The 24,456-nt window shown below is 71.2% G+C and carries 20 protein-coding genes; 15 read left to right on the plus strand and 5 right to left on the minus strand.

What is annotated here, in order from left to right:
- Positions 1 to 108: 108 nt before the first annotated feature.
- The 4 genes from purH (at position 109) to C5H89_RS05360 (ending at position 4,615) form a co-directional block, all read left to right on the plus strand.
- Entirely contained in the window at positions 109 to 1,683 is a 1,575-nt protein-coding gene (gene purH / locus C5H89_RS05345; RefSeq protein ID WP_104106093.1) for a bifunctional phosphoribosylaminoimidazolecarboxamide formyltransferase/IMP cyclohydrolase, read from the plus strand.
- A 17-nt stretch (positions 1,684 to 1,700) separates the two neighbouring features.
- Positions 1,701 to 2,573, plus strand: a complete 873-nt coding sequence (locus C5H89_RS05350; RefSeq protein ID WP_104106014.1) for a bifunctional methylenetetrahydrofolate dehydrogenase/methenyltetrahydrofolate cyclohydrolase — start codon at positions 1,701 to 1,703, stop codon at positions 2,571 to 2,573.
- Entirely contained in the window at positions 2,570 to 2,959 is a 390-nt protein-coding gene (locus tag C5H89_RS05355; protein ID WP_162799217.1) for a DUF3017 domain-containing protein, read from the plus strand. The genes C5H89_RS05350 and C5H89_RS05355 overlap by 4 nt, the downstream gene beginning before the upstream one ends.
- Positions 2,960 to 3,118: 159 nt before the next feature.
- On the plus strand, positions 3,119 to 4,615 hold the full coding sequence (locus C5H89_RS05360; RefSeq protein WP_162799218.1) for a glycerophosphodiester phosphodiesterase family protein: 1,497 nt from the start codon (positions 3,119 to 3,121) through the stop codon (positions 4,613 to 4,615).
- 67 nt (positions 4,616 to 4,682) lie between these two features.
- Here C5H89_RS05360 and C5H89_RS05365 read toward each other — a convergent pair whose 3' ends face one another.
- On the minus strand, positions 4,683 to 5,675 hold the full coding sequence (locus tag C5H89_RS05365) for a malate dehydrogenase (protein WP_104106016.1): 993 nt from the start codon (positions 5,673 to 5,675) through the stop codon (positions 4,683 to 4,685).
- 110 nt (positions 5,676 to 5,785) lie between these two features.
- Here C5H89_RS05365 and C5H89_RS05370 point away from each other — a divergent pair, with 110 nt between their 5' ends.
- Positions 5,786 to 6,547, plus strand: coding sequence for a hypothetical protein (locus tag C5H89_RS05370; RefSeq protein WP_162799219.1), 762 nt, complete (start codon positions 5,786 to 5,788; stop codon positions 6,545 to 6,547).
- A 3-nt stretch (positions 6,548 to 6,550) separates the two neighbouring features.
- Here C5H89_RS05370 and C5H89_RS19325 read toward each other — a convergent pair whose 3' ends face one another.
- Positions 6,551 to 7,681 (minus strand): aquaporin, encoded by a 1,131-nt coding sequence (locus tag C5H89_RS19325; RefSeq protein WP_104106018.1) that lies wholly within the window; start codon positions 7,679 to 7,681, stop codon positions 6,551 to 6,553.
- A gap of 106 nt (positions 7,682 to 7,787) precedes the next feature.
- On the opposite strand from C5H89_RS19325, the gene C5H89_RS05380 reads away from it, so the two are divergent.
- The 5 genes from C5H89_RS05380 (at position 7,788) to C5H89_RS05400 (ending at position 13,184) form a co-directional block, all read left to right on the plus strand.
- Positions 7,788 to 10,001 (plus strand): NADP-dependent isocitrate dehydrogenase, encoded by a 2,214-nt coding sequence (locus C5H89_RS05380; protein WP_104106019.1) that lies wholly within the window; start codon positions 7,788 to 7,790, stop codon positions 9,999 to 10,001.
- A 120-nt stretch (positions 10,002 to 10,121) separates the two neighbouring features.
- Positions 10,122 to 11,345, plus strand: a complete 1,224-nt coding sequence (locus tag C5H89_RS05385) for an MFS transporter (protein ID WP_104106020.1) — start codon at positions 10,122 to 10,124, stop codon at positions 11,343 to 11,345.
- 35 nt (positions 11,346 to 11,380) lie between these two features.
- On the plus strand, positions 11,381 to 12,415 hold the full coding sequence (trpS, locus tag C5H89_RS05390; protein ID WP_199286686.1) for a tryptophan--tRNA ligase: 1,035 nt from the start codon (positions 11,381 to 11,383) through the stop codon (positions 12,413 to 12,415).
- 11 nt (positions 12,416 to 12,426) lie between these two features.
- The gene (locus C5H89_RS05395; protein WP_240181719.1) at positions 12,427 to 12,963 is read left to right on the plus strand and encodes a 2'-5' RNA ligase family protein; all 537 of its coding nucleotides are present in this window, start codon (positions 12,427 to 12,429) and stop codon (positions 12,961 to 12,963) included.
- Positions 12,960 to 13,184, plus strand: coding sequence for a hypothetical protein (locus C5H89_RS05400; RefSeq protein ID WP_104106021.1), 225 nt, complete (start codon positions 12,960 to 12,962; stop codon positions 13,182 to 13,184). Before C5H89_RS05395 ends, C5H89_RS05400 begins: the two co-directional genes overlap by 4 nt.
- Positions 13,185 to 13,293: 109 nt before the next feature.
- Here the strand turns inward: C5H89_RS05400 and C5H89_RS05405 are convergent, their stop codons facing one another.
- The 3 genes from C5H89_RS05405 to C5H89_RS05415 are packed head-to-tail and all read right to left on the minus strand — an operon-like array spanning position 13,294 to position 16,784.
- Positions 13,294 to 14,037, minus strand: a complete 744-nt coding sequence (locus C5H89_RS05405; protein WP_104106022.1) for a succinate dehydrogenase/fumarate reductase iron-sulfur subunit — start codon at positions 14,035 to 14,037, stop codon at positions 13,294 to 13,296.
- Positions 14,038 to 14,039: 2 nt separating this feature from the next.
- A complete protein-coding gene (locus C5H89_RS05410) occupies positions 14,040 to 16,055 on the minus strand; it encodes a fumarate reductase/succinate dehydrogenase flavoprotein subunit (protein WP_104106023.1) in 2,016 nt (671 codons plus the stop codon).
- A gap of 15 nt (positions 16,056 to 16,070) precedes the next feature.
- Complete coding sequence (locus C5H89_RS05415) at positions 16,071 to 16,784, minus strand: succinate dehydrogenase cytochrome b subunit (RefSeq protein ID WP_275887102.1); 714 nt, start codon at positions 16,782 to 16,784, stop codon at positions 16,071 to 16,073.
- Positions 16,785 to 16,965: 181 nt separating this feature from the next.
- Here C5H89_RS05415 and C5H89_RS05420 point away from each other — a divergent pair, with 181 nt between their 5' ends.
- From C5H89_RS05420 to C5H89_RS05440, 5 genes are all read left to right on the plus strand, one after another.
- Positions 16,966 to 18,690 carry a methylmalonyl-CoA mutase family protein gene (locus C5H89_RS05420; protein ID WP_104106025.1) on the plus strand — a complete coding sequence of 575 codons (1,725 nt, stop codon included), beginning with the start codon at positions 16,966 to 16,968 and terminating at the stop codon, positions 18,688 to 18,690.
- Positions 18,687 to 20,873 (plus strand): methylmalonyl-CoA mutase, encoded by a 2,187-nt coding sequence (gene scpA, locus C5H89_RS05425; protein WP_104106026.1) that lies wholly within the window; start codon positions 18,687 to 18,689, stop codon positions 20,871 to 20,873. The genes C5H89_RS05420 and scpA overlap by 4 nt, the downstream gene beginning before the upstream one ends.
- A complete protein-coding gene (meaB, locus tag C5H89_RS05430; RefSeq protein WP_205304869.1) occupies positions 20,870 to 21,883 on the plus strand; it encodes a methylmalonyl Co-A mutase-associated GTPase MeaB in 1,014 nt (337 codons plus the stop codon). Before scpA ends, meaB begins: the two co-directional genes overlap by 4 nt.
- A gap of 87 nt (positions 21,884 to 21,970) precedes the next feature.
- The gene (locus C5H89_RS05435) at positions 21,971 to 23,197 is read left to right on the plus strand and encodes an amidohydrolase (protein ID WP_104106027.1); all 1,227 of its coding nucleotides are present in this window, start codon (positions 21,971 to 21,973) and stop codon (positions 23,195 to 23,197) included.
- 151 nt (positions 23,198 to 23,348) lie between these two features.
- Positions 23,349 to 24,419 carry a BMP family ABC transporter substrate-binding protein gene (locus tag C5H89_RS05440; RefSeq protein ID WP_104106028.1) on the plus strand — a complete coding sequence of 357 codons (1,071 nt, stop codon included), beginning with the start codon at positions 23,349 to 23,351 and terminating at the stop codon, positions 24,417 to 24,419.
- Positions 24,420 to 24,456 lie beyond the last annotated feature (37 nt).

Below are 24,456 nucleotides of genomic sequence, written 5' to 3' on the forward strand. Positions count from 1 at the left end.
TGGCGCAGGTGGGCAACCACCAGGGAGTGACGTCGAGTGGCATCGAACGCCTGGGTGCCCTCCTTCGTATCCGCCATCCCACGAGGAGTCCCCACCGTGAGCCGCACCGTGTCCGACCGCATCCCGCTCCGCCGAGCGCTCGTCTCCGTCTACGACAAGTCCGGGCTCGAGGAGCTCGTCCGCGGCCTCGTCGACGCCGGGGTCGCGCTGGTCTCGACCGGCGGCTCGGCGGCGCTGATCGAGGGCCTGGGCCTGCCGGTCACCAAGGTCGAGGACCTGACCGGGTTCCCCGAGTGCCTGGACGGCCGGGTCAAGACGCTGCACCCCAAGGTGCACGCCGGCATCCTGGCCGACCGACGCCTGGACTCCCACGTCGCCCAGCTCGCGGAGCTGGGCGTGGAGCCGTTCGACCTGGTGGTCTGCAACCTCTACCCGTTCAGCCAGACCGTCGAGTCCGGGGCCGGACCGGATGAGTGCGTGGAGCAGATCGACATCGGCGGGCCCTCGATGGTGCGGGCCGCGGCCAAGAACCACCCGTCGGTGGCGATCGTCACCGCGCCCGAGCGGTACGCCGACGTGCTGCGCGCCGTCGCCGAGGGCGGCTTCACCCTGGCCGAGCGGCAGCGCCTCGCGGCGGAGGCCTTCGTCCACACCGCGACGTACGACGTGGCCGTGGCGAGCTGGATGGGCAACGTGCTCACCGACTCCGGCGCCGGAACCGGCTTCCCCGCCTGGCTCGGTGCCACCTGGGAGAAGCAGTCGGTGCTCCGCTACGGCGAGAACCCGCACCAGGCGGCTGCCCTCTACACCGCCGGCTCCGTGCCCGCACCGGGCCTGGCCCAGGCCAGCCAGCTGCACGGCAAGGAGATGTCCTACAACAACTACGTGGACGCCGACGCTGCCCGCCGGGCGGCGTACGACTTCGACCGCCCCGCCGTGGCGATCATCAAGCACGCCAACCCGTGCGGGATCGCGGTCGGCGACGACATCGCCCAGGCGCACCGTCGGGCCCACGACTGCGACCCGGTCTCCGCGTTCGGCGGGGTGATCGCCACCAACGTGCCCGTCTCGGTGGAGATGGCCCGTCAGGTCGCGGAGATCTTCACCGAGGTCGTCGTGGCCCCGGGCTACGAGGACGGTGCCGTGGAGGTGCTGAGCGCGAAGAAGAACATCCGGCTGCTGGAGTGCGCGCCCCCGGCGCGTGGCGGCGTCGAGACGCGCCCCATCTCCGGCGGCCTGCTGGTGCAGCAGCGCGACGTGCTGGACGCGGTGGTCGCCGACGGCGGGGACGATCCCACGGCGTGGCGCCTGGTCGCCGGCGAGCCGGCGGACGCCGACGTGCTGGCCGACCTCGCCTTCGCGTGGCGCGCCTGCCGGGCGGTCAAGTCCAACGCGATCCTGCTCGCCTCCGGCGGCGCCTCGGTCGGCGTCGGCATGGGCCAGGTCAACCGCGTCGACTCCTGCCGGCTCGCCGTGGAGCGCGCCGGCGAGCGGGCGGCCGGCTCGGTGGCCGCCTCGGACGCCTTCTTCCCCTTCGCCGACGGCCCGCAGATCCTGATCGACGCGGGCGTGCGGGCCCTGGTCGCCCCCGGCGGCTCGGTGCGGGATCCCGAGGTCATCGAGGCCCTGACGGCCGCGGGGGTCACGACGTACTTCACCGGCACCCGGCACTTCTTCCACTGATCCTAGGATTGAGCATCGTGACCACACGCACCGCACGCAAGCTCGACGGCTCCGCCACCGCGGCGGCGATCAAGGACGAGCTCAAGGTCCGCGTCGCCGCACTGCGCGAGCGGGGACTGCAGCCCGGCCTCGGCACCATCCTGGTCGGGGACGACCCCGGCTCCCGGTGGTACGTCAACGGCAAGCACAAGGACTGCGCGGAGGTCGGCATCGAGTCGATCCGCATCGACCTGCCCGAGGTCGCCTCCCAGCAGGAGATCGAGGACGCGGTCCTGCAGCTCAACGCCGACCCCGCGTGCACCGGCTACATCGTGCAGCTGCCGCTCCCGCGGGGGCGCGACGAGAACCGGGTGCTGGGACTGATCGACCCCGCGAAGGACGCCGACGGACTGCACCCGACCAACCTGGGGTGGCTGGTGCTCGGGCACGAGGCGCCGTTGCCCTGTACCCCGCACGGCATCGTGGAGCTGCTGCGCCGGCACGACGTGGCCATCGCCGGCGCCGAGGTCGTCGTGGTGGGCCGGGGAGTCACGGTCGGACGCCCCCTTGGCCTGCTGCTCACCCGGCGTTCGGAGAATGCCACGGTCACTCTGTGCCACACCGGCACGGTGGACCTGGCGGCCCACGTGCGGGGAGCCGACATCGTGGTCGCGGCGGCCGGGGTCCCGGGCATCATCACCGCCGACATGGTCAAGCCGGGCGCCGCGGTGCTCGACGTGGGGGTGTCCAGGGTCGAGGGGAAGATCGCTGGCGACGTGGCCGCGGGCGTCTGGGAAGTGGCCGACTGGGTCTCGCCGAATCCCGGAGGGGTCGGCCCGATGACCCGCGCCATGCTGCTGTCGAACCTGGTCACCATGGCGGAGCAGCAGCTGGGGGAGCGGCGAGGGTGAGTCCCGAGGAGCCCACGCCCCCCGAGGGCATCGTCACGCCGGCCGAGGACATCCCCCCGGTCTCGGCGGAGTCGCTGGTGGACGGGGTCGCCGCGCCGGAGCCGATCGAGGAGCGCACCTACCCCTCCACCATCGGCGGTGCGTTCTACCTCGGGGTCCTGGCGGTGGTGGCGGTGGCCCTGACCGTGACGGTCCTGGGGTCGTGGCGCACCGGGATCCGGATCTTCGGTGGCGTGCTCGTGGTGGCGGCCGCCGTCCGGCTGCTGCTGGGCCCCCGGGACGCCGGCATGCTGGCGGTGCGCAACAAGGGCATGGACGCCGTACTGCTCACCGTGGTGGGCGCGGCGTTCGTGGTGCTGGCCAGCTCGATCCCCGACCAGCCCTGAGCAAGAAACGGTCGGGCGCCGCGGCGCTCCCTCCAAGAAGGTCGTGCGAACCCCGCGCGACAAGCGATCTGCGCTGACACAATCGCGGGACCGGCGGCGGATTCCCGCGCCGGTCCCGTTCCCTGCCTGGAGGTTCTGTTGTCGCGTCGTACGTCACTCGTGGGTGCTCTCTCCGTCCTGGTGCTGGCCCCGGTCGCGTACGGCGTCCCCGCCGTCGCCGCGCCGCAAGCCCCGCCCGCCGCCGCATCCGTCAGCGCTGAGGGGATCCAGGCCGCCGGCGCCGGTTCGGCCCTGCTGCGTGCCTCGCAGCGCAACCTCATCGCGGGCGAGACGATCACGCTGACCGCCAAGGCGAAGCCGAAGACTGTCAAGCGCCTCACGGCCAAGGAGCGTCGCAAGGCCCGGCTGGTCCTGCAACGCCGCGCCGGCTCGAGGTGGCGCGCCGTGGACACCACGAGCCTCAAGCGGGCGCTGAGCGGCAAGGCCGCCTTCTCCTACAGTGCTCGGGCCAACGCCTCGGGCACGGTCAGGCTGCGCACAGTCGTCAAGGTCGGCAAGCGTCAGCTCAAGGTCGCCAGGCTCCGGCTGCCGGTGGTCGCCCAGCAGCTGAGCGCCACCCCCGCCTCGCTGGTGACCAGTGCACCGCTCACCTACGCCGCCTCGCTGACGCCGGCCCGGGCCGGGCGTGAGCTGAGCGTGCAGATCTACCAGGAGGACGGCGTCTGGGCGCCGTTCGGGACGCCCGGGGCCGCGGACAGGTCCGGCGCGGCCTCGCTGGGCGTCGATGCGGCCGGCTACCCGGCCTGGTACCGGGTCAGCGCCGCGGAGTGGAACGGGGTCCCCGCGCTGACCACCGAGCCGGTCCGCACCACTCTGGACAAGGTCCCCGGCCTGGTGGCCCACAGGGCCGGTGCCGGCAGCGCGCCCGAGCAGACGCTGGCCGCGGTCCGACAGTCCGTGGCCTCGGGGGTGACCTCGATGGAGGTCGATGTCCAGCTGACCAAGGACCGCGAGCCGGTCGTCCTGCACGACACGTCCCTGGCCCGAACCACCAACGTGGAGGAGCTCTTCCCGGATCGGGCGCCCTACAACCTGGCCGACTTCACGCTGGCCGAGGTGCAGACCCTGGACGCCGGGTCCTGGTTCGGTCCCGCCTTCGCCGGCGAGCGGATCCCGACGCTGGACGAGGTGCTCGCCGAGGTCGCCGGTCGCGCGCACCTGGTCCTGGAGGTCAAGGATCCGGGATTGCCGAGCAACGAGCAGGTCGACGAGGTGCTGGCCGAGGAACTGGCCACCGGGTCGCTGGGTGCGGTCGCCGCGGCCAGGAAGCTGACCCTCTCCTCCTTCGACCACGCGTGGCTCCAGACGTTCGCCACCGCGCACCCCGACGTACCGGTCGGCGTGCTCAGCTTCATGGCTCCGTCGTCTGCCCAGCTGGACGCCTGGCAGACGTGGGCCGAGGAGATCCATCCCAACGTCGCGCTCAGCACCCGGGACGGCCTCGCGGAGGTACGCCGCCGCGGGTTGACCAGCAGCGTGTGGACGGTCAACAGCGTGGCGCAGTTCCGCGCCGCGCTCACCGTGGGGGCGGACCGGATCATCACCGACTTCCCGGACCGTCTCGCCGAGGTGCTCGACCCGCCGCGTCCCTCCTAGGCAGCGCGACGCACGACGACCCGGCGGAGAGCTCCGCCGGGTCGTCGTGTCGTGGGTGGAGCGTGGCTCAGATGAGGCCGAGCTCCGTGACGGCCTTGCGCTCGTCCTCGAGCTCGGCGACCGAGGCGTCGATCCTGCCGCGCGAGAACTCGTTGACCTCGAGGCCCTGCACGATCGACCAGTCGCCGCCGGAGGTGGTGACCGGGAACGAGGAGATCAGGCCCTCCGGCACGCCGTAGGAGCCGTCCGAGGCGACCGCCATGGAGACCCAGTCGTCCTTGGCGGAGCCGAGCAGCCAGTCGCGGGCGGCGTCGATGGTCGCCGACGCGGCGGAGGCTGCCGAGGAGGAGCCCCGAGCCTCGATGATCGCCGCGCCACGCTTGGCCACGGTCGGGATGAAGGTGTTCTCCAGCCAGTCCTGGTCGCCCACGGCCTCGGCGGCGTTGCGACCGCCGACCTCGGCGTTGAAGAGGTCGGGGTACTGGGTGGCGGAGTGGTTGCCCCAGATGGTCATCTTCTTGATTTCGGTGACCTTCGCGCCCGTCTTGGCCGCCAGCTGGGAGATGGCCCGGTTGTGGTCCAGACGGGTGAGCGCGCTGAAACGCTCGTTGGGGATGTCGGGGGCGTTCGTCATCGCGATGAGCGCGTTGGTGTTGGCCGGGTTGCCGGTCACGCCGATGCGTACGTCGTCCGCGGCCACCGCGTTCAGGGCCTTGCCCTGGGCGGTGAAGATGGCGCCGTTGGCGGAGAGCAGGTCGCCGCGCTCCATGCCGGGGCCGCGCGGGCGGGCACCGACGAGCAGGGCGAGGTTGACGCCGTCGAAGATCTTCTCCGGGTCGGAGCCGATCTCGACGCCGGCCAGGGTCGGGAACGCGCAGTCGTCGAGCTCCATGACGACGCCCTCGAGGGTCTTCAGGGCGGGCTCGATCTCGAGCAGCTGCAGCTGGATCGGGCGGTCGGCGCCGAGCAGCGAGCCGCTGGCGAGACGGAAGAGCAGGCTGTAGCCGATCTGACCGGCGGCACCGGTGACGGCCACCTTGAGCGGGGCAGTGGTTGACACGAGGACTCCTCGACGGGTGACTCACTTCGAAAATGTGGTTTGCGCCTCGACTCTAGTCGCCGATCGACCCGCACCGCCGCCGGGGTTCGCGCGCTGGCATGCTGAGCGACGTGAGCAGCGCGCGCAGGCATCGTCACCGGGTCGCGGCCTCGTTGGCCGGGCTGCTCGTCGTGGCCGCCGGCGGCACCGGCTGCGGCTCCGCGCCTGGGACCAGCCCGCCGTCGGGCGTGGACCAGCTGGTGATCCCCACCCCCTCGCCGGACCCCGACGACTTCGTCCCCGGCGTCGACAACCCCTGGTTCCCGCTCGTCCCCGGGGGCAGCTGGACCCGGGAGCTGACGGGCACCGGCGCCGTCCCGCAGCGTCCGGGCGGAGGGGCCCGGGAGTCGGTGCCGGCACCGGTGGAGGTGCTGGTGGAGGTGCTCCGGGAGACCCGCGTCGTGGCCGGGGTGGAGACGACGCCGGTCCGCACCACGCTGCTGGACCGCCGCGGCGAGGCGCTGGAGACCCGGGTGGAGCTCTATGCCCAGGACCGGGACGGCAACGTCTGGGCGTTCGGAGAACAGGGGACCTGGCAGGCCGGGACCCTGGGTGCCGAGGCGGGGCTGGCGATGCCGGCGACCCCTCGGGTCGGGGACGGCTTCGTGCGCGCCCGGGTGCCCGGCACCGGCGAGTACCGGGTGCGCGTCCTGTTCTCGCCGACAGCGGTGTCCGTGCCGACGGGCCGCTACACCGACCTGGTGCGGACCCTGGAGACCGGACCTGACGGGGAGGGCGAGTGGGAGGTCGACTACGCCCGCGGTGTGGGGGAGGTGCTGCGCACTGAGGTCGGCGGCGACGGGCGCCAGGAGCTGGTCGCCCGCCGCCGATGAGGATCAGCCGCCGGGACGGATCTGCGTCCGGCCGTCGTCGTCATCCGGCATGCCCCAACCCGGCTGGGCCGGCTGGGCCGGTTGACCCCACTGGGGCGGCGCGCCGGCACCGGGCTGCGGCTGGCGGGTCTGCGTCGGGGCAGCCGGGGGCTGGCCCTGGTCACCGGGAGCGCCCCACTGCGGTGCTCCGGGGGTGCCCCACTGGGCGGACTGACCTGGCTGACCGGGCTGGCCGGGCTGGCCGGGCTGCTGGGGCGGGTAGGCCTGGCCCGGGTGGGGCTGACCTGCGACGCCACCCCAGGACGCCCCGGGACCGGACTGGCCGTAGCCGGGGTACGCCGGCTGCTGCGGGCGCGGGGAGCGCTTGAGGCCGGAGCCGGGGACGGGCTGTCCGCCCTGGCCGAAGAGCAGCGCATAGGTGGCGCCGCCGATCGCGCCGCCCAGCAGCGGAGCCACCACGAAGAGCCACAGCTGCATGGCTGCGTCGCCGCCGGCGAAGACTCCGACCCCGATGGAGCGAGCCGGGTTGACCGAGGTGCCGGTGGCGCCGATCGAGGTCAGGTGGATCACCGCGAGGGCGAAGCCGATGGCGATCGGGGCGAGGCCGGCGAGCGCGGAGTTGCGGGCGTCGGTGACGCCGAGGATGACCCAGACGAAGATCATCGTGAGCAGCGTCTCCAGCAGCAGTGCCGCCCACCACTCGAAACCGCCGGGGCTCTGGTCTCCGAAGAAGTTCTGGCCCAGACCGTCACCGAAGTCGTAGTTCGGGAAGCCCATCATGATCCCGAGCAGGCTGGCGCCGGCCAGCAGGCCGCCGACGAGCTGAGCGCACACGTAGACGGGGGCCTCGCGCCAGGCGAGGCGGCCACCGAGCACGGCGGCCAGGGTCACGGCCGGGTTGAAGTGCCCGCCGGAGATGCGGCCCACGGCCGCAGCCATCACCAGCAGCGCCAACCCGAACGCGAGCGCGGTGGCCACGTAGTTGCCCTGGCTCATCATCGCCGTGCCGCAGCCGAAGAAGACCAGGACGTAGGTGCCGATGAGCTCGGCGGCGACCTTCTGGCTGGGTGTGGGCTGGCCGTCGGTGGGCTGGTCGGTCGTGTCGGGCGCTGGCCCGATGTTCTCCCCTGTCATGGACCTAGCCTCCCACGACATCGGGTGCGAGGCTAGGAATGCCCAGTCAGGTATCTTGACGTCAAGCAATCCATCCGGACCTTCCGACACAGGAGTCGCTGCCATCATGGCCAAGATCATCTACACCCACACCGACGAGGCGCCGCTGCTGGCGACGTACTCCTTCCTCCCCATCATCTCGGCTTTCGCGCGGACTGCTGGTGTGGACGTGGAGACCCGCGACATCTCCCTGGCTGGGCGGATCATCGCGGCCTTCGGCGAGAACCTGACCGCCGAGCAGCGCCTGGACGACGCTCTCGCCGAGCTGGGCCAGCTGGCCACCAAGCCCGAGGCCAACATCATCAAGCTGCCCAACATCAGCGCCTCGATCCCGCAGCTCAAGGCCGCGGTCACCGAGCTGCAGTCCCAGGGTTTCGACATCCCCGACTACCCCGAGGCGCCCTCCACCGACGAGGAGCGCGAGACCCGAGCCCGCTACGACCGCATCAAGGGCTCCGCGGTCAACCCCGTGCTGCGCGAGGGCAACTCCGACCGCCGCGCGCCGTCCTCGGTGAAGAACTACGCGAAGGCGCACCCGCACTCGATGGGTGCCTGGAGCAGCGACTCCAAGACGAACGTGGCGACGATGGGCCACGACGACTTCGCCTCCAACGAGAAGTCGGTGGTGCTGGACGCCGCGGACACCCTGCGCATCGAGCACGTCGCCGCCGACGGCACCACCACCGTCCTCAAGGACGGCCTCGCCGTGCTGGCCGGTGAGGTCGTCGACGGCACCTTCATGAGCGCTCGCGCCCTGGACGCCTTCCTGGCCGAGCAGGTCGCCCGCGCCAAGGAGGAGGGCGTGCTGTTCTCGGTGCACCTCAAGGCCACCATGATGAAGGTCTCCGACCCGATCATCTTCGGCCACGTGGTGCGCGTGTTCTTCCCCGCCGTCTTCGAGCAGTACGGCGAGCAGCTGGCAGCGGCGGGGATCAGCCCCAACGACGGACTCGGTGCCGTGATGGCTGCGGTGGACAAGTTGCCCGACGGTCCGGCCATCCGGGCCGCGATCGAGCAGGGCATCGCCGACGGCCCCGCCCTGGCGATGGTGGACTCCGACAAGGGCATCACCAACCTGCACGTCCCCTCCGACGTGATCGTGGACGCCTCCATGCCGGCGATGATCCGCACCTCGGGCCAGATGTGGAACGCCGAGGGCAAGCAGCAGGACACGCTCGCGGTGATCCCGGACTCCTCCTACGCCGGCGTCTACCAGACGGTCATCGACGACTGCCGCGCCCACGGCGCCTTCGACCCCTCCACCATGGGCTCGGTGCCCAACGTGGGCCTGATGGCCAAGGCCGCCGAGGAGTACGGCTCCCACGACAAGACCTTCGAGCTCACCGCCGCCGGCACCGTGCGGGTCCTCAACGCCGCCGGCGACGTGCTGATCGAGCACGCCGTCGAGGCCGGCGACATCTGGCGTGCCTGCCAGACCAAGGACGAGCCGATCCGCGACTGGGTCAAGCTGGCCGTGACCCGGGCCCGCGCCACGGGCGTGCCCGCCATCTTCTGGCTGGACGAGCGTCGGGCGCACGACGCGAACCTGATCGCGAAGGTCAACCAGTACCTGCCCGAGCACGACATCGAGGGGTTGGACATCCGGGTGATGGCGCCGGCCGAGGCGACCGCGTTCTCGCTGGAGCGGATCCGTCAGGGGCTGGACACCATCTCGGTGACCGGCAACGTGCTGCGCGACTACAACACCGACCTGTTCCCGATCCTGGAGCTGGGCACCAGCGCCAAGATGCTCTCGATCGTGCCGCTGATGAACGGTGGCGGCCTCTTCGAGACCGGTGCCGGCGGGTCGGCCCCCAAGCACGTGCAGCAGCTGGTCAAGGAGAACTACCTGCGCTGGGACAGCCTGGGTGAGTTCTTCGCCCTGGCCGCCAGCTTCGAGCACCTCGCGCAGACCTCGGACAACGCCCGCGCCCAGATCCTGGCCGACACCCTCGACCGCGCCACCGGCACCTTCCTCAACGAGGACCGCTCGCCGGGACGCAAGCTGGGCACGATCGACAACCGGGGCTCGCACTTCTACCTCGCGCTCTACTGGGCCGAGGAGCTGGCGAAGCAGACCGAGGACTCCGAGCTGGCGGCTGCCTTCGACGACCTCGCCACCCGGTTGCGCCGCGACGAGAAGGCGATCGTGGACGAGCTGCTCGCCGTGCAGGGCTCCCCGGCGGACATCGGGGGCTACTACCGTCCCGACGCGAAGAAGACCGAGGCCGTGATGCGCCCCTCGACGACCTTCAACGCAGCGCTTGACTCGCTCGCCTGAGCTGAAGCACCCACGCGGCGCCGCCGGCCTCTGGTCGGCGGCGCCGCTGTCGCGTCCGCACCCTCGGCGGGCCCGAGGAATAGTGGACCCGGTCCCCGGCGCTGCACCCTCGTGACTGCCATGACGCCCCTCTCCGACTCCACAGACGCGCGGACCCGTGGGCCGCGGGGCGCGCACGTGGGGCTGGCCATCTTGGCGCTCGCGATGGGCGGGTTCGCCATCGGCACCACCGAGTTCGTCTCGATGGGCCTGCTGCCCCAGGTGGCCCGCGGCGTCGACGTCTCCATCCCCTCCGCAGGACACGCCATCTCCGCCTACGCCGTGGGCGTGGTCGTCGGCGCGCCGGCGATCGCGTTCCTCGGCTCCGGCTGGCCCCGGCGCGCGGTGCTGATCGGCCTGATGACGCTCTTCGCGCTCGGCAACGCCGCCACCGCGGTGGTCACTTCCTACCCGGGGCTGCTGGCGGCCCGTTTCGTCTCCGGCCTGCCGCACGGTGCCTTCTTCGGCGTGGCCTCCCTCCTGGCGGCGAGCCTGGCCAGACCCGGCAGGCAGGGCCGGGCGGTGGCCAAGGTCATGCTCGGGCTGTCGTTCGCCAACGTGGCCGGGGTCCCCGCGGCCACCTGGCTGGGACAGAATCTCGGCTGGCGCTCGGCGTACTGGCTGGTGGCGGCGCTGGCCCTGGTCACGCTGGCGCTGGTGACGGCCTTCGTGCCCACCCGGCCCGGTGATCCCTCCGCCTCCTGGCGTCGCGAGCTGCGTGCCCTCGGGGATCCCCAGGTGCTCCTCACCCTGGTGGCCGGGGCCATCGGGTTCGGCGGCATGTTCGCGGTCTACACCTACGTCGTGCCGACGCTGACCGAGGTGGGCGGCCTCCCGGAGTCGGCCGCGCCGGTCTTCCTGCTGGCCTTCGGCCTGGGCATGGTGGCGGGGACCTGGTTGGCCGGCGAGCTCGCGGCCTGGTCGGTCTTCCGCTCGCTCTTCATCGGCGGCGGCGGGCAGGGGCTGCTGCTGCTGGTCTTCGCGCTGGCGGCTCCCGCCGGCTGGTGGACGCTGCCCGTGGTCTTCGGCATCACCGCGACCGGGTCGGTGCTGGTGGTGAACCTCCAGCTGCGCCTGATGGACGTCGCGGGGGACGCGCAGACCATCGGGGCGGCGATGAACCACGCCTCGCTCAACCTCGCCAACGCGCTGGGTGCGTGGCTCGGCGGCCTGGTCATCGCTGCGGGCTGGGGCTACCGGGCACCGGCGGTGGTCGGCTTCGGGCTGTCGATGCTCGGACTGGTGGTGCTGGGGCTCTCGGCCCGCCTGCACGTGGGGGAGCGGCGCCGCACGGCGTTGAGGTGAACCTCGGCGAGCGGGGCTGGCCTCGGCCTGAGAGAATGGTTGACATGTCCACCGCCTCGACCGCCCGCCCCCGAGTCCTGTCCGGCATCCAGCCGACGGCCGACTCGTTCCACTTCGGCAACTACCTGGGCGCGCTGCGGCAGTGGGTGGACCTGCAGGACGAGTACGAGCCGTTCTTCTTCATCGCCGACCAGCACGCCATCACCGTGGAGCAGGAGCCCAAGGTGCTGCGCGAGCGCACCCGTCGGGCCGCCGCCCAGCTGCTGGCAATGGGGATCGACCCGGCGCGTTCGGCGATCTTCGTGCAGAGCCAGGTCCCGGCCCACGCCCAGCTCGGCTGGGTGCTGCAGTGCCTGACCGGCTTCGGCGAGGCGCGGCGGATGACGCAGTTCAAGGACAAGTCCGCCAAGGCGGGGGAGGGAGCAGCCAGCGTCGGGCTGTTCACCTACCCGATCCTGATGGCCGGTGACATCCTGCTCTACCGCCCGCAGTACGTCCCGGTGGGCGAGGACCAGCGTCAGCACCTCGAGCTCACCCGGGACCTCGCGCAGCGCTTCAACCACCGCTACAAGAAGACCTTCCGGTTGCCCGAGCCGTTCATCCTCAAGGAGACGGCCAAGATCACCGACCTCCAGGAGCCGACGGCCAAGATGTCGAAGTCCGCCTCCTCGCCCAACGGGATCATCGAGATGCTGGACGAGCCGGCGGTCAGCGCGAAGAAGATCCGGTCGGCGGTGACCGACTCCGAGGCCGAGATCCGCTTCGACGTGGCCGAGAAGCCCGGAGTCTCCAACCTGCTCACGATCCACTCCGCCCTGTCGGGGGCCACCGTCGCCGAGCTGGAGGAGCGCTTCGCCGGGCGCGGGTACGGCGATCTCAAGAAGGAGCTGGCCGAGGTCGTGGTGGAGTTCGTGACCCCCTTCCGCGACCGCACCTTCGAGCTGCTCGAGGACCGGGCCCACCTCGACTCGGTCCTGGCCGAGGGGGCGGCCAAGGCGTCCGTGGTCGCCGAGGCGACGCTGCGCGACGTCTACGACCGGGTGGGCTTCGTGCTGCCGGGTGGCAAGTAGTGTCCAGCCTCGTGCAGACCAAGGATGTGCAGACGATCGGCGTCGCGATCGCGATCCCCGAGCCGTGGGCGACCCAGCTCCAGGACTACCGCACCTCGCTCGGCGACGAGACCGCATCGAGCATCCCCACCCACATCACGCTGATCCCGCCGCTGACGGTGCCGCACTCCGAGCTCGACCGGGTGGAGCGGCACCTGGAGGGTGTGGCCCGTGATCACGAGGTCTTCCGGATCCACCTGCGCGGCACCGGGACCTTCCGGCCCATCTCGCCGGTGGTCTTCGTGACCGTGGTCCAGGGCATCTCCGGCTGCGAGCGCCTGGCCCACGCCGTGCGCCAGGGTCCGTTGCGCGTCGAGCTGGAGTTCCCCTACCACCCGCACGTCACCGTCGCCCACCACCTCGAGGACCCGCTGCTCGATCGCGCCTTCGAGGAGCTGGCGGGCTTCGACTGCCTCTTCGAGGCCTCGGAGTTCCACCTCTACCACCACTGCGGCGACCAGGGCTGGGTTCCCACCAGGGCCTTCCGGCTCGGAGGGGAGAGGTCATGAGGTTCGAGCGTCGCCACGCAGTCCTGCTCCTGACCGTCGCCGCCTGGAACGTCTTCTCCTTCGGCAACTTCGCCCGCAACCTCTGGGCGGCGTACGAGGGTGGGGAGGACCGCGCGACGGGCTACTGGGTGGCCCACACCATCCTGATCGTGGTCAACTTCGCCATCGCGGCGGTCCTGGGCTCCCTGGGCTGGAAGGCCTGGCGGGCGACCCGCTCCTGAGCGCTGCCGAGCGCTGCTGAGTCGGGCCTCAGGTCCGTGCGGACGACGAAGACCCGGTCCCTCCAGGAGGGGCCGGGTCTTCGTGTCGTGCAGGTGGGCTGGCGCTGCGTCAGTGGCCGTGCTTCATGGCGGTGCGCAGGTCCTTGTTGAGCTGGGAGATCACGTCGAGTGGGATCTCCTTGGGGCAGGCCGCGGTGCACTCACCGATGTTGGTGCAGCCGCCGAAGCCCTCGTGGTCGTGCTGGCCGACCATGTCCACGACGCGGGCGTCGTGCTCGGGCCGGCCCTGGGGCAGCTCCCCGAGGTGGGTGATCTTGGCGCCGAGGAACAGCGAGGCCGAGCCGTTGGGGCAGGCAGCCACGCACGCGCCGCAGCTGATGCAGGTGGCCGCGCTGAAGGACCGCATCGCCTTGTCCCGCGGGACGGGCACGGAGTTGGCCTCCGGGGCCGAGCCGGTGTTGGCGGAGATGAAGCCGCCGGACTGGATGATCCGGTCGAAGGCGCCGCGGTCCACGACCAGGTCCTTGATCACCGGGAACGACTCGGCGCGCCACGGCTCGATCGTGATGACGTCGCCGTCGGAGAACGAGCGCATGTGCAGCTGGCAGGTCGTGGTGACCTCGGGGCCGTGCGCCTGGCCGTTGATCATCAGGCCGCACATGCCGCAGATGCCCTCGCGGCAGTCGGAGTCGAACGCTATCGGCTCCTCGCCCTTCTCGTTCAGCTGCTCGTTGAGGAGGTCCAGCATCTCCAGGAAGCTCATGTCGTCGGAGATGTCGGACACCTGGTAGGTGTGCATGGCACCGTCGGTCGTCGCGTCCGGCTGGCGCCAGATCTTCAGGGTCAGGTTCATGCTCACTTGTAGCTCCGCTGCTTCATCTCGATGGCCGTGTAGATCAGGTCTTCCTTGTGCAGCACGGGCTGGCCGTTGTCGCCGCCCCACTCCCACGCGGCGACGTAGGCGAACTCCTCGTCGTGGCGCAGTGCCTCGCCGTCCTCGGTCTGGGACTCGGCACGGAAGTGGCCACCGCAGGACTCGCGGCGGTTCAGGGCGTCGATGCACATGAGCTCACCGAGCTCGATGAAGTCGGCCACTCGGCCGGCCTTCTCCAGGCTCTGGTTGAGCGTGTCGGCGGTGCCCAGGACCTTGAGGTCGGTCCAGAAGCTGGCCTTGAGCTCACGGATCAGGTCGATCGCCTTGCGCAGGCCCTCCTCGCTGCGCTCCATGCCGCAGTACTCCCACATGATCGTGCCGAGCTCCTTGTGGAAGCTGTCGGCGCTGCGGGTGCCGTTGATGGAGAGGAAGGTGGAGATCCGGCTCTCGACGTCGGTGCGGGCCGCGACCACGTCGGGGTGGGACTCGTCGATCCGCTCGAACGGGGCGTCCGCGAGGTAGTCGCGGATCGTGTTCGGCAGCACGAAGTAGCCGTCGGCCAGACCCTGCATCAGCGCCGAGGCACCGAGGCGGTTGGCACCGTGGTCGGAGAAGTTGGCCTCGCCGGCCACGAACAGCCCCGGGATGTTGGACTGGAGGTGGTAGTCCACCCACAGACCGCCCATCACGTAGTGCACGGCCGGGTAGATCCGCATCGGCGTCTCGTACGGGTTCTCACCGGTGATCCGGGCGTACATGTCGAACAGGTTGTCGTACTTCTCCCGGATGCCGTCCTCGCCCAGGCGGGCGATCGCGTCGGCGAAGTCGAGGTAGACCCCGCGCCGGAAGTCGCCGACCTTGGGGCCGACGCCGCGGCCCTCGTCGCACATGTTCTTGGCCTGGCGGGAGGCGATGTCGCGGGGGACCAGGTTGCCGAACGCCGGGTAGATCCGCTCCAGGTAGTAGTCGCGGTCCTCCTCGGGGATGTCGCGCGGGTCCTTCTCGCAGTCCTCGGCCTTCTTGGGCACCCAGATGCGACCGTCGTTGCGCAGCGACTCCGACATCAGCGTCAGCTTGGACTGGTGCTCCCCGGAGACCGGGATGCAGGTGGGGTGGATCTGGGTGTAGCAGGGGTTCGCCATGTAGGCGCCCTTGCGGTGTGCCCGCCAGCCCGCGGTGACGTTGGAGCCCATCGCGTTGGTGGAGAGGTAGAAGACGTTGCCGTAGCCGCCGGAGGCCAGCACGACGGCGTCCGCGAGGTGCGTCTGGATCTCACCGGTGACCAGGTCGCGGGCGATGATCCCGCGCGCCTTGCCGTCGATCAGGATGATCTCGAGCATCTCGTGCCGGGTGAACTGCTGCACGGTGCCGGCGGCCACCTGGCGCTCCATGGCCTGGTAGGCGCCGATCAGCAGCTGCTGACCCGTCTGGCCGCGGGCGTAGAAGGTGCGGGAGACCTGGACGCCGCCGAAGGAGCGGTTGTCGAGCAGGCCGCCGTACTCCCGGGCGAACGGGACGCCCTGGGCCACGCACTGGTCGATGATGTTGGCGCTGACCTCGGCGAGGCGGTAGACGTTGGACTCGCGCGCGCGGTAGTCGCCGCCCTTGACCGTGTCGTAGAACAGGCGGTGGGTGGAGTCGCCGTCCTCCTTGTAGTTCTTGGCAGCGTTGATGCCGCCCTGGGCGGCGATCGAGTGGGCCCGGCGCGGGGAGTCCTGGAAGCAGAAGGACTTCACCAGGTAGCCGGCCTCGCCGAGCGTGGCGGCGGCGGCGCCACCGGCCAGGCCGGTGCCGACGATGATCACGCTCATCTTGCGGCGGTTGGCCGGGTTGACCAAGCGGTTGTCGAACTTGCGGGTGGTCCAGCGGTCCTTGATCGGGCCGGTCGGGGTGACCGGATCGACGAGGGGCTCACCGAGGGTGTAGTAGCCGCGGGCGTCGTCGGAGACCTGCACCGGTGGCTTGTTGAGCTGGGTGGTTCCGTCCAGGAGAGCCATGGGGTCGGGGGTTCCTTACTTGGAGACGATGCCGAGGAGGATGGAGAGCGGGACGAGGATGAAGCCGCCGGCGATCACGACGGCGACCACCCAGCCCGCGGCCTTGGCGCGGGCCCGGGACCTGGCGGTGTTGGTCAGGCCCAGCGTCTGGGCGGCGCTCCACGTGCCGTGGCGCAGGTGCATGCCGAGGGCGAGCATGGCCAGGATGTAGAGCAGCGACATCCACCACAGCTCGAAGGACTCGTAGACGAGGTTGAACGGGTCGTTGGTCTCGCCGCCCGCGGGGTTGACCTTGCCCACCGTGAAGTGCAGCAGGTGCCAGATCAGGAAGAGCAGCAGGGCCAGCCCGCCCCAGCGCATGGTGCGCGAGGAGAGTGAGGAGTGGATGTTCTTCTTCACCGCGTACTTGGTCGGTCGCGCCTTGTGGGCTCGGTGCGACAGCACGACCGCGGCGTACACGTGGGCCACCAGCGAGACCAGGAGCACCACCCTCAGCACCCACAGGAGGCCGTTCTCGGGCAGCATCGGCTCGCCGAGGGTCCGCAGGTGGTGCGCGTACTCGTTGAACGCGTCGTGGCCGGCGAAGACCTTGAGGTTGCCGTACATGTGCAGGAGCAGGTATCCGATGAATACCAGTCCGCTCACGGCCATGGTGATCTTCAGTGCAATCGTCGAACGCGTCGACCGGGAACCCTTCACGAGGGTTCGGGAGGTGAGTTGGGTTGCCACAAGAGGGCACGGTACCGCGCGTCCTGCCGAAGGTGTGAAGGCGGCTGTGTGACATACGCCCGGTTACTGGCCAGTCACCATTTGCCGGGGCTGCGGAGCCCTGCTGCCGCGGCCTCCCCGAGGGGTCTGGCATGTAGACCACCGCACCGGGCCCGGCGCGGCGCGGCCTATCCTGCCGCTCATGACCCCACCCCACGACAGACTCGCGCTGGCGTCCCCGGACGAGGCCGCGACGGCTGCGGACTGGGAGCGCGCCACTGCCGCGGTGCTCCGCAAGTCCGGCCGGATGAGCGATGAGGACCCGGACGCCCTCGTCTGGCGCAAGCTCGCCCGCACCACCCTCGACGGGATCGAGGTGGCGCCCATCGGGACGGCCGCCGCCGCCGCGTCGGTGACCACGCAGGGGCGCCCCGTGCGCGCCGGCGACTGGGACGTTCGCGCCCACTTCGTCGGGCCGGACGCCAAGGCCGCCAACGAGGCCGCGCTGGTGGACCTCAACGGGGGCGTCAGCTCCCTGTGGCTCGAGCTGGGCCAGGGCCTGGAGGTCGGCGACCTCCCGGCGCTGCTGTCCGGGGTGCTGCTGGACCTGGCGCCGGTGGTGCTGGACGCGCCGGCGGATCGGCTCGGCGCCGCCCGCGCACTGCTGGACCTGCTGGGAGAGACGGCGCCCGCCGCGGGCACCAACCTGGGGGCCGCCTGGGACGACGACGACCTCGTGGAGGTCGCCCGGCTCGCCCTGGACCGCGGCACCCTGGGGGTGGTCGTGGACGCCACCCGGGTGCACGACCTCGGCGCCAGCGACGCCCAGGAGCTGGGCTGGTCGCTGGCCGCGGGCATCGCGGCGCTGCGCACCCTCACCGCGGCCGGCCTGGAGCTGGAGCAGGCCCTGGGCCTGCTGGAGTTCCGGTACGCCGCCACCGACGAGCAGTTCCCCACCATCGCCAAGCTGCGCGCCGCCCGCCGGGTGTGGAGCCGCGTGGTGGAGCTCAGCGGCGGCTCGACCGAAGCCGGCGTGATGCGTCAGCACGTGGTCACCAGCCGACCGATGATGAGCAAGTACGACCCCTGGGTCAACATGCTGCGCACCACCGTCGCCGCCTTCGCCGCCGGTGTCGCCGGCGCCGACTCGCTCACCGTGCTGCCGTTCGACGCGCCCCTGGGGCTGCCGGACGCGCTGGGCCGCCGCAACGCGCGCAACACCTCCGCGCTGCTGCTCGCCGAGAGCCACGTGGCCGCGGTCACCGACCCCGCCGGGGGCTCCTACGCGGTGGAGAAGCTCACCGACGACCTGGCCCATGCCGCGTGGCAGGAGCTGACCAGGATCGAGGAGGCCGGCGGCCTGGCCGCCGCGTCCGCCGACGGTTCGCTGCAGAGCCGGATCGAGGCGGTCGTGGCCGTGCGCGACGCCGAGATCGCCCGCCGCAAGCGTCCGCTCACCGGGCTCAGCGAGTTCCCCAACCTCGCCGAGACGCTGCCCCCGCGCACCCTTCACCCCTCCAGCGACGCCGTACGCCGCTATGGCGCGCCGTTCGAGGCGCTGCGTGACTCCCCGGCCGAGCGGACCGTCTTCCTGGCCACCCTCGGCCCGGTCGCCCAGCACACCGCTCGGGCCACCTTCGCCACCAACCTGCTCGCAGCGGGTGGCATCGCGGTGGACGTGGCGGGTCCCACCAGCGGCGTCGACGCCGTGCTGGCCGCGTACGCCGGCCAGCCCGTGGTGGTGCTCGCCGGCACCGACCCGACGTACGCCGAGTGGGGACAGCCCCTGGTCGCCGCGCTGCGCGAGGCCGGCGCCACCCGGGTGATCGTGGCCGGCAAGCCCGGTGACCTCGGGGTGGACGACTCCTGCGCCATGGGCGTGGACGCCCTCGACTTCCTGACCCGAACCCGAGAGGCCCTGTCATGACCATTCCCGACAGCTTCGCCGGACTGCCGCTCGACGGCGGCGCCGGCCACGGCACCCAGCCGGCCGGCGACCGCGAGCCCTGGCTCTCTCCCGAGGGCATCGACATCGCGCCGGTCTACGGGCCCGAGGACCTCGAGGGCCTGGACGCGCTGGACACCTGGCCCGGCCTGAGCCCGTTCCTGCGCGGTCCCTACCCGACGATGTACACCACCCAGCCGTGGACGATCCGCCAGTACGCCGGGTTCTCCACCGCGGAGGAGTCCAACGCCTTCTACCGCCGCAACCTGGCGGCGGGTCAGAAGGGGCTCAGCGTGGCCTTCGACCTGGCCACCCACCGCGGCTACGACTCCGACCACCCGCGGGTGCGCGGCGACGTCGGGATGGCCGGGGTGGCCATCGACTCCATCTACGACACCCGGACCCTGTTCGACGGCATCCCGCTGGACCAGATGTCGGTCTCGATGACCATGAACGGCGCCGTCCTTCCGGTGCTCGCGCTCTACATCGTCGCGGCGGAGGAGCAGGGGGTGAAGCCGGAGCAGCTCGCGGGGACGATCCAGAACGACATCCTCAAGGAGTTCATGGTCCGCAACACCTACATCTACCCGCCGCTGCCGAGCATGCGGATCATCAGCGACATCTTCGCCTACACCAGCCAGCGGATGCCGCGCTTCAACTCCATCTCGATCTCCGGCTACCACATGCAGGAGGCCGGGGCGACGGCCGACCTGGAGCTGGCCTACACGCTGGCCGACGGGGTGGAGTACATCCGCGCCGGGCTCGCGGCCGGGCTCGACATCGACCACTTCGCGCCGCGGCTCAGCTTCTTCTGGGCGGTCGGGATGAACTTCTTCATGGAGGTCGCCAAGATGCGGGCCGCCCGGGCCCTGTGGGCCCGGCTGGTCGCCGAGTTCGAGCCGAAGAACCCCAAGTCGCTGAGCCTGCGCACGCACAGCCAGACCAGCGGCTGGAGCCTCACCGCGCAGGACGTGTTCAACAACGTCCAGCGCACCTGCATCGAGGCGATGGCCGCGACCCAGGGCCACACCCAGTCGCTGCACACCAACGCCCTGGACGAGGCGATCGCGCTGCCGACCGACTTCTCGGCCCGCATCGCGCGCAACACCCAGCTGCTGCTCCAGCAGGAGTCGCGCACCGGGGAGGTCATCGACCCGTGGGCCGGCTCCTACTACGTGGAGAAGCTCACCCACGACCTGGCCGAGAAGGCCTGGGCGCACATCATGGAGGCCGAGGCCGCCGGCGGGATGGCCAAGGCCATCGAGCAGGGCATCCCCAAGATGCGGATCGAGGAGGCCGCGGCCCGGACCCAGGCCCGCATCGACGCCGGGACCCAGGCCGTGATCGGGGTCAACACCTACCGGCTGGCCGACGAGGACCCGCTGGAGGTCCTGCGGGTCGACAACAACGAGGTCTACAAGCAGCAGATCGCCAAGCTGGAGCGGCTGCGCGCGGAACGGGACGACGACGAGGTGCGCCGTACGCTCGACGCCCTCACCGCCTCCGCCGAGCGCGGCCACGACGGCGGGAGCCTGGACGGCAACCTGCTCTCCCTCGCCGTCGACGCGGCCCGCGCCAAGGCGACGGTCGGCGAGATCTCGGATGCGCTGGAGAAGGTCTACGGCCGCCACCAGGCGGTGATCCGCACGATCAGCGGTGTCTACCGGGACGAGGCCAGGATGGGCGAGGAAGGCGAGAGCAAGGTCGCGCAGGTGCTCGCGGCGACGGCCGAGTTCGAGGAGGAGGAGGGGCGCCGCCCCCGGATCCTGGTGGCCAAGATGGGCCAGGACGGTCACGACCGCGGCCAGAAGGTGGTGGTCACCGCCTTCGCCGACCTCGGCTTCGACGTCGACGTGGGCCCGCTGTTCTCCACCCCCGAGGAGGTCGCCCAGCAGGCGGTGGACGCCGACGTGCACATCGTCGGCGTCTCGTCCCTGGCCGCCGGCCACCTCACGCTGCTGCCCGCGCTGAAGCAGGCGCTGGCCGAGCAGGGCCGCCCCGACATCATGATCGTCATCGGCGGCGTGATCCCGCCCGACGACGTGGCGACGCTGCGGGAGATGGGGGCGGCGGAGGTGTTCCTGCCCGGGACGGTCATCGCCGAGAGTGCGCTGGGGCTGCTGACGCGGCTCCGCGGACGTGACGACGAGTCCCCCTCCCGGTGACGGTGCGCCCCGGGGTGGACGTCGCCGAGCTCGCCGCCGGGATCGGTGAGGGCCGGCGCGCCGCGATCTCGCGGGCCATCACCCTGGTGGAGTCCTCGCGGCCCGACCACCGGGCGCTGGCGCGTGAGCTGCTCACCGAGCTCGCGCCGGCGCCCGGGGCCGCGCCGCTGGCGGTGCGGGTGGGCATCTCCGGGGTGCCCGGCGTCGGCAAATCCACCTTCATCGAGTCGCTCGGCACGCTGCTCACCGAGCAGGGGCACCGCGTCGGCGTCCTGGCGGTCGACCCCTCGAGCGTGCGCACCGGCGGGTCGGTGCTGGGCGACAAGACCCGGATGTCGCGGCTCACCGTCGACCCGAACGCCTACATCCGGCCCTCGCCGTCGGCCGGCACCCTGGGCGGCGTGGCCCGCGCGACCAGCCAGGCGATGACCGTGCTGGAGGCCGCCGGGTACGACGTGGTGCTGGTCGAGACCGTGGGGGTGGGTCAGTCCGAGATCACCGTGTCGCGGATGGTCGACACCTTCCTGTTCCTCACCATCGCCCGCACCGGCGACCAGCTGCAGGGCATCAAGAAGGGCATCCTGGAGATCGCCGACGTGGTGGCGGTGAACAAGGCCGACTCCTCCGACGGGGGAGAGCACGAGGCGCAGGCGCGGGTGGCGGCCCGCGAGCTGGCGGGGGCACTGCGCCTGGTGCGCGGCGCCAAGGAGTGGGCTCCGCCCGTGGTGACCTGCTCGGGCCTGACCGGCGCCGGAGTCCCGGACGTCTGGCAGCGGGTGCTCGGCCACCGCGAGCACCTGGCCGCCGAGGGCCTGGCGGCCAAGCGCGCCGAGCAGCAGCTGGAGTTCACCTGGGCCCTGGTGCGCGACGAGCTGGAGCAGCGGCTGCGGCGCTCCTCGGGAGTGGCCCGGATCCGCGACGAGGTGCGTGCCGAGGTGCTGGGCGGCCGGATGGGGGCGCCCGAGGCGGCCGACCGGATCCTGGGTGCCTACCTGGGCGACCAGGGCTGAGCCCGGGCCGGAGACGGGGCCGACCCGGGTGTCCGTGGGGTGCGCGGGTACGCACCCCTGGGAGCCGGGCAACGTAACCTAGGCCTGATGCCTCCTCCGTCCTTTGAACCCGCACCCCCGGCCGATTCCGCCTCGGGGGTGATCGACGAGGTGGTGACCAAGTACGCCGACCATCTGGTCGACCTGCGCCGCGACCTGCACGCCCACCCCGAGCTGTCCTGGGCCGAGTCACGCACCAGTGACGTGGTGATGTCCCATCTCGAGGACACCGGATGGCAGGTGCACCGCGTCGAGGGCGGCGGACTGGTCGCCGACCTCGGTGCCCCCGGTCGCACCGTGGCGCTGCGCGCCGACCTCGACGCGCTGCCGGTGGAGGACCTGATCGAGGACCCCTGGGTCAGCACGGTCCCCGGTGTGGCCCACGCGTGCGGCCACGACGTCCACGTGACCTCGCTGATCGGTGCCGGGCTGGCCCTCTCGGAGGTGCACCACCGTGGTCTCCTCCACGGCCGGGCGCGGCTGATCTTCCAGCCTGCCGAGGAGGTCATGCCCGGCGGGGCGCTGCACCTGCTGGCCCACGGGGCCCTGGACGACGTCGACGAGATCTTCGGGCTGCACTGCGACCCCAGCCTCGACGTCGGCAGGGTGGGGCTCCGGGTGGGCCCCTTGACGGGTGCGGCCGACGCGCTCAGCGTCCGGCTGTTCGGCAAGGGCGGGCACACCTCGCGCCCGCACCTCACCGAGGACCTCACCTTCGCCCTGGCCAAGCTGGTCACCGAGCTGCCCGCCATCCTCTCCCGCAGGCTCGACCCGAGGGCGGGAGCGAGCGTGGTGTGGGGACGCATCCACGCCGGGTCGGCACACAACGTCATCCCCGGGGCCGGTGAGGTCGCGGGCACCGTGCGGATGCTCGACGCGGGCGCCTGGGCGGAGGCCGAGCAGGTGGTACGCAGCCTGATCGGGGAGATCATCGCCCCCTACGGTGTGACCGCCGAGATCTCCTACCAGCGAGGGGTGCCGCCGGTGGTCAACGCTGCGCGGGCCACTGACGTGCTGGGTCGCGCGGTCGAGGCCGTGCTCGGCAGCGAGGGTCGCGTGCCCACCCGCCAGAGCCTGGGTGGTGAGGACTTCGGCTGGTACCTGGACCGGGTGCCCGGCGCCATGGGGCGGCTCGGGACGCGCAGTGCCGGCGGGCCGACGTACGACCTTCACCAGGGGAACCTGCGGGTGGACGAGGGCGCGGTCACCATCGGCGCCCGGGTGCTGGCCGAGGCCGCAGTGGTCGCGCTGTCCTCCCGGCCCGACTCCTTCTGAGCCCTTCCGGAGCCTTGCGACCCGGGGCCGGACGCGCGTTGGTCACCCTCCGGTAACGAAGTGGTGCCCAGGCCTCGCGGACGTTTGGCGGGTATTACTGTGACCCCGATGTGCGCCGTCTGGCGCGAGCAACCAAAGATCAGGAGGCGCCGTGTTCAAGACGGCCCGTATCGCCGCAGTGGTCAGCATCGCTGCTCTCACCCTCGCCGCTTGTGGCGACCGTCCGGCTGACGAGGCCGACGACGACACCAAGACCCCGTCCGCCTCGGCGAGCGCCTCCGCGCCTGCCGAGCAGGTCGACTTCAAGGCTTGCATGGTCTCGGACTCGGGCGGCTTCGACGACAAGTCCTTCAACCAGACCTCGCACTACGGTATGGAGAACGCCGCCAAGAACCTGGGCGTGCAGACCGGTGAGGTCGAGTCGCAGTCCGACAGCGAGTACGGCGACAACATCGAGGCGCTCGTCTCCCAGGGTTGCAACTCCATCACCACCGTCGGGTTCCTCCTGGGTGACGCCACCCTGGCCGCCGCGAAGAAGCACAAGGACGTGGACTTCTCCATCGTCGACTTCGCCTACGACAAGGCTCCGAAGAACGTCAAGGGCGTCATCTTCAACACCGACGAGAACTCCTTCCTGGCCGGCTACCTCGCCGCCGCGACCACCGAGTCCGGCACCGTCGGCACCCTGGGTGGCATGAACATCCCCACCGTGACGATCTTCATGGAGGGCTTCCGCCAGGGCGTGGAGAAGTTCAACGAGGACGAGGGCGCCGACGTCAAGGTCCTCGGCTGGGACGGCAAGTCCGGCTCGTTCACCGATGACTTCGAGGACAAGACCAAGGGCCAGGCGATCGCCGAGCAGATGATCGGCCAGGGCGCCGACATCATCTTCCCGGTTGCCGGACCCGCCGGCCTGGGTGGCCTGCAGGCCGCCAAGGACGCCGACGTCCACGCCATCTGGGTCGACACCGACGGCTGTGTCTCGGCCGCCGAGTACTGCGACATCCTGCTGACCTCGGTCGTCAAGGCGATGGACGTCGCCGTGGAGGAGTCCATCAAGGCTTCGCTGGACGGCGAGTTCAGCAACGAGCTGTACGTCGGCACGCTGGAGAACGGCGGCGTCAGCCTGGCCGACCTCTCCGCTGACGTCGACTCCGAGGTTGCCGACAAGATCTCCGAGCTCCAGGAGCAGATCATCTCGGGCGACATCAAGCTCGGCTGAGCCGAGTCGTCCAGTCACCTGGACAAGCACGACGCCG

Source organism: Nocardioides sp. 616 (genome assembly GCF_002930065.1).
GTDB classification, from domain to species: domain Bacteria; phylum Actinomycetota; class Actinomycetes; order Propionibacteriales; family Nocardioidaceae; genus Nocardioides; species Nocardioides houyundeii.

Bases quoted from the DNA above. Each gene is read 5' to 3' on its own strand.
- C5H89_RS19325 (WP_104106018.1), bottom strand. From the start codon at position 7,681: ATGACAGGGGAGAACATCGGGCCAGCGCCCGACACGACCGACCAGCCC.
- C5H89_RS05380 (WP_104106019.1), top strand. From the start codon at position 7,788: ATGGCCAAGATCATCTACACCCACACCGACGAGGCGCCGCTGCTGGCG.
- C5H89_RS05385 (WP_104106020.1), top strand. From the start codon at position 10,122: ATGACGCCCCTCTCCGACTCCACAGACGCGCGGACCCGTGGGCCGCGG.
- trpS (WP_199286686.1), top strand. From the start codon at position 11,381: ATGGTTGACATGTCCACCGCCTCGACCGCCCGCCCCCGAGTCCTGTCC.
- C5H89_RS05400 (WP_104106021.1), top strand. From the start codon at position 12,960: ATGAGGTTCGAGCGTCGCCACGCAGTCCTGCTCCTGACCGTCGCCGCC.
- C5H89_RS05405 (WP_104106022.1), bottom strand. From the start codon at position 14,037: ATGAACCTGACCCTGAAGATCTGGCGCCAGCCGGACGCGACGACCGAC.
- C5H89_RS05410 (WP_104106023.1), bottom strand. From the start codon at position 16,055: ATGGCTCTCCTGGACGGAACCACCCAGCTCAACAAGCCACCGGTGCAG.
- C5H89_RS05420 (WP_104106025.1), top strand. From the start codon at position 16,966: ATGACCCCACCCCACGACAGACTCGCGCTGGCGTCCCCGGACGAGGCC.
- scpA (WP_104106026.1), top strand. From the start codon at position 18,687: ATGACCATTCCCGACAGCTTCGCCGGACTGCCGCTCGACGGCGGCGCC.
- C5H89_RS05435 (WP_104106027.1), top strand. From the start codon at position 21,971: ATGCCTCCTCCGTCCTTTGAACCCGCACCCCCGGCCGATTCCGCCTCG.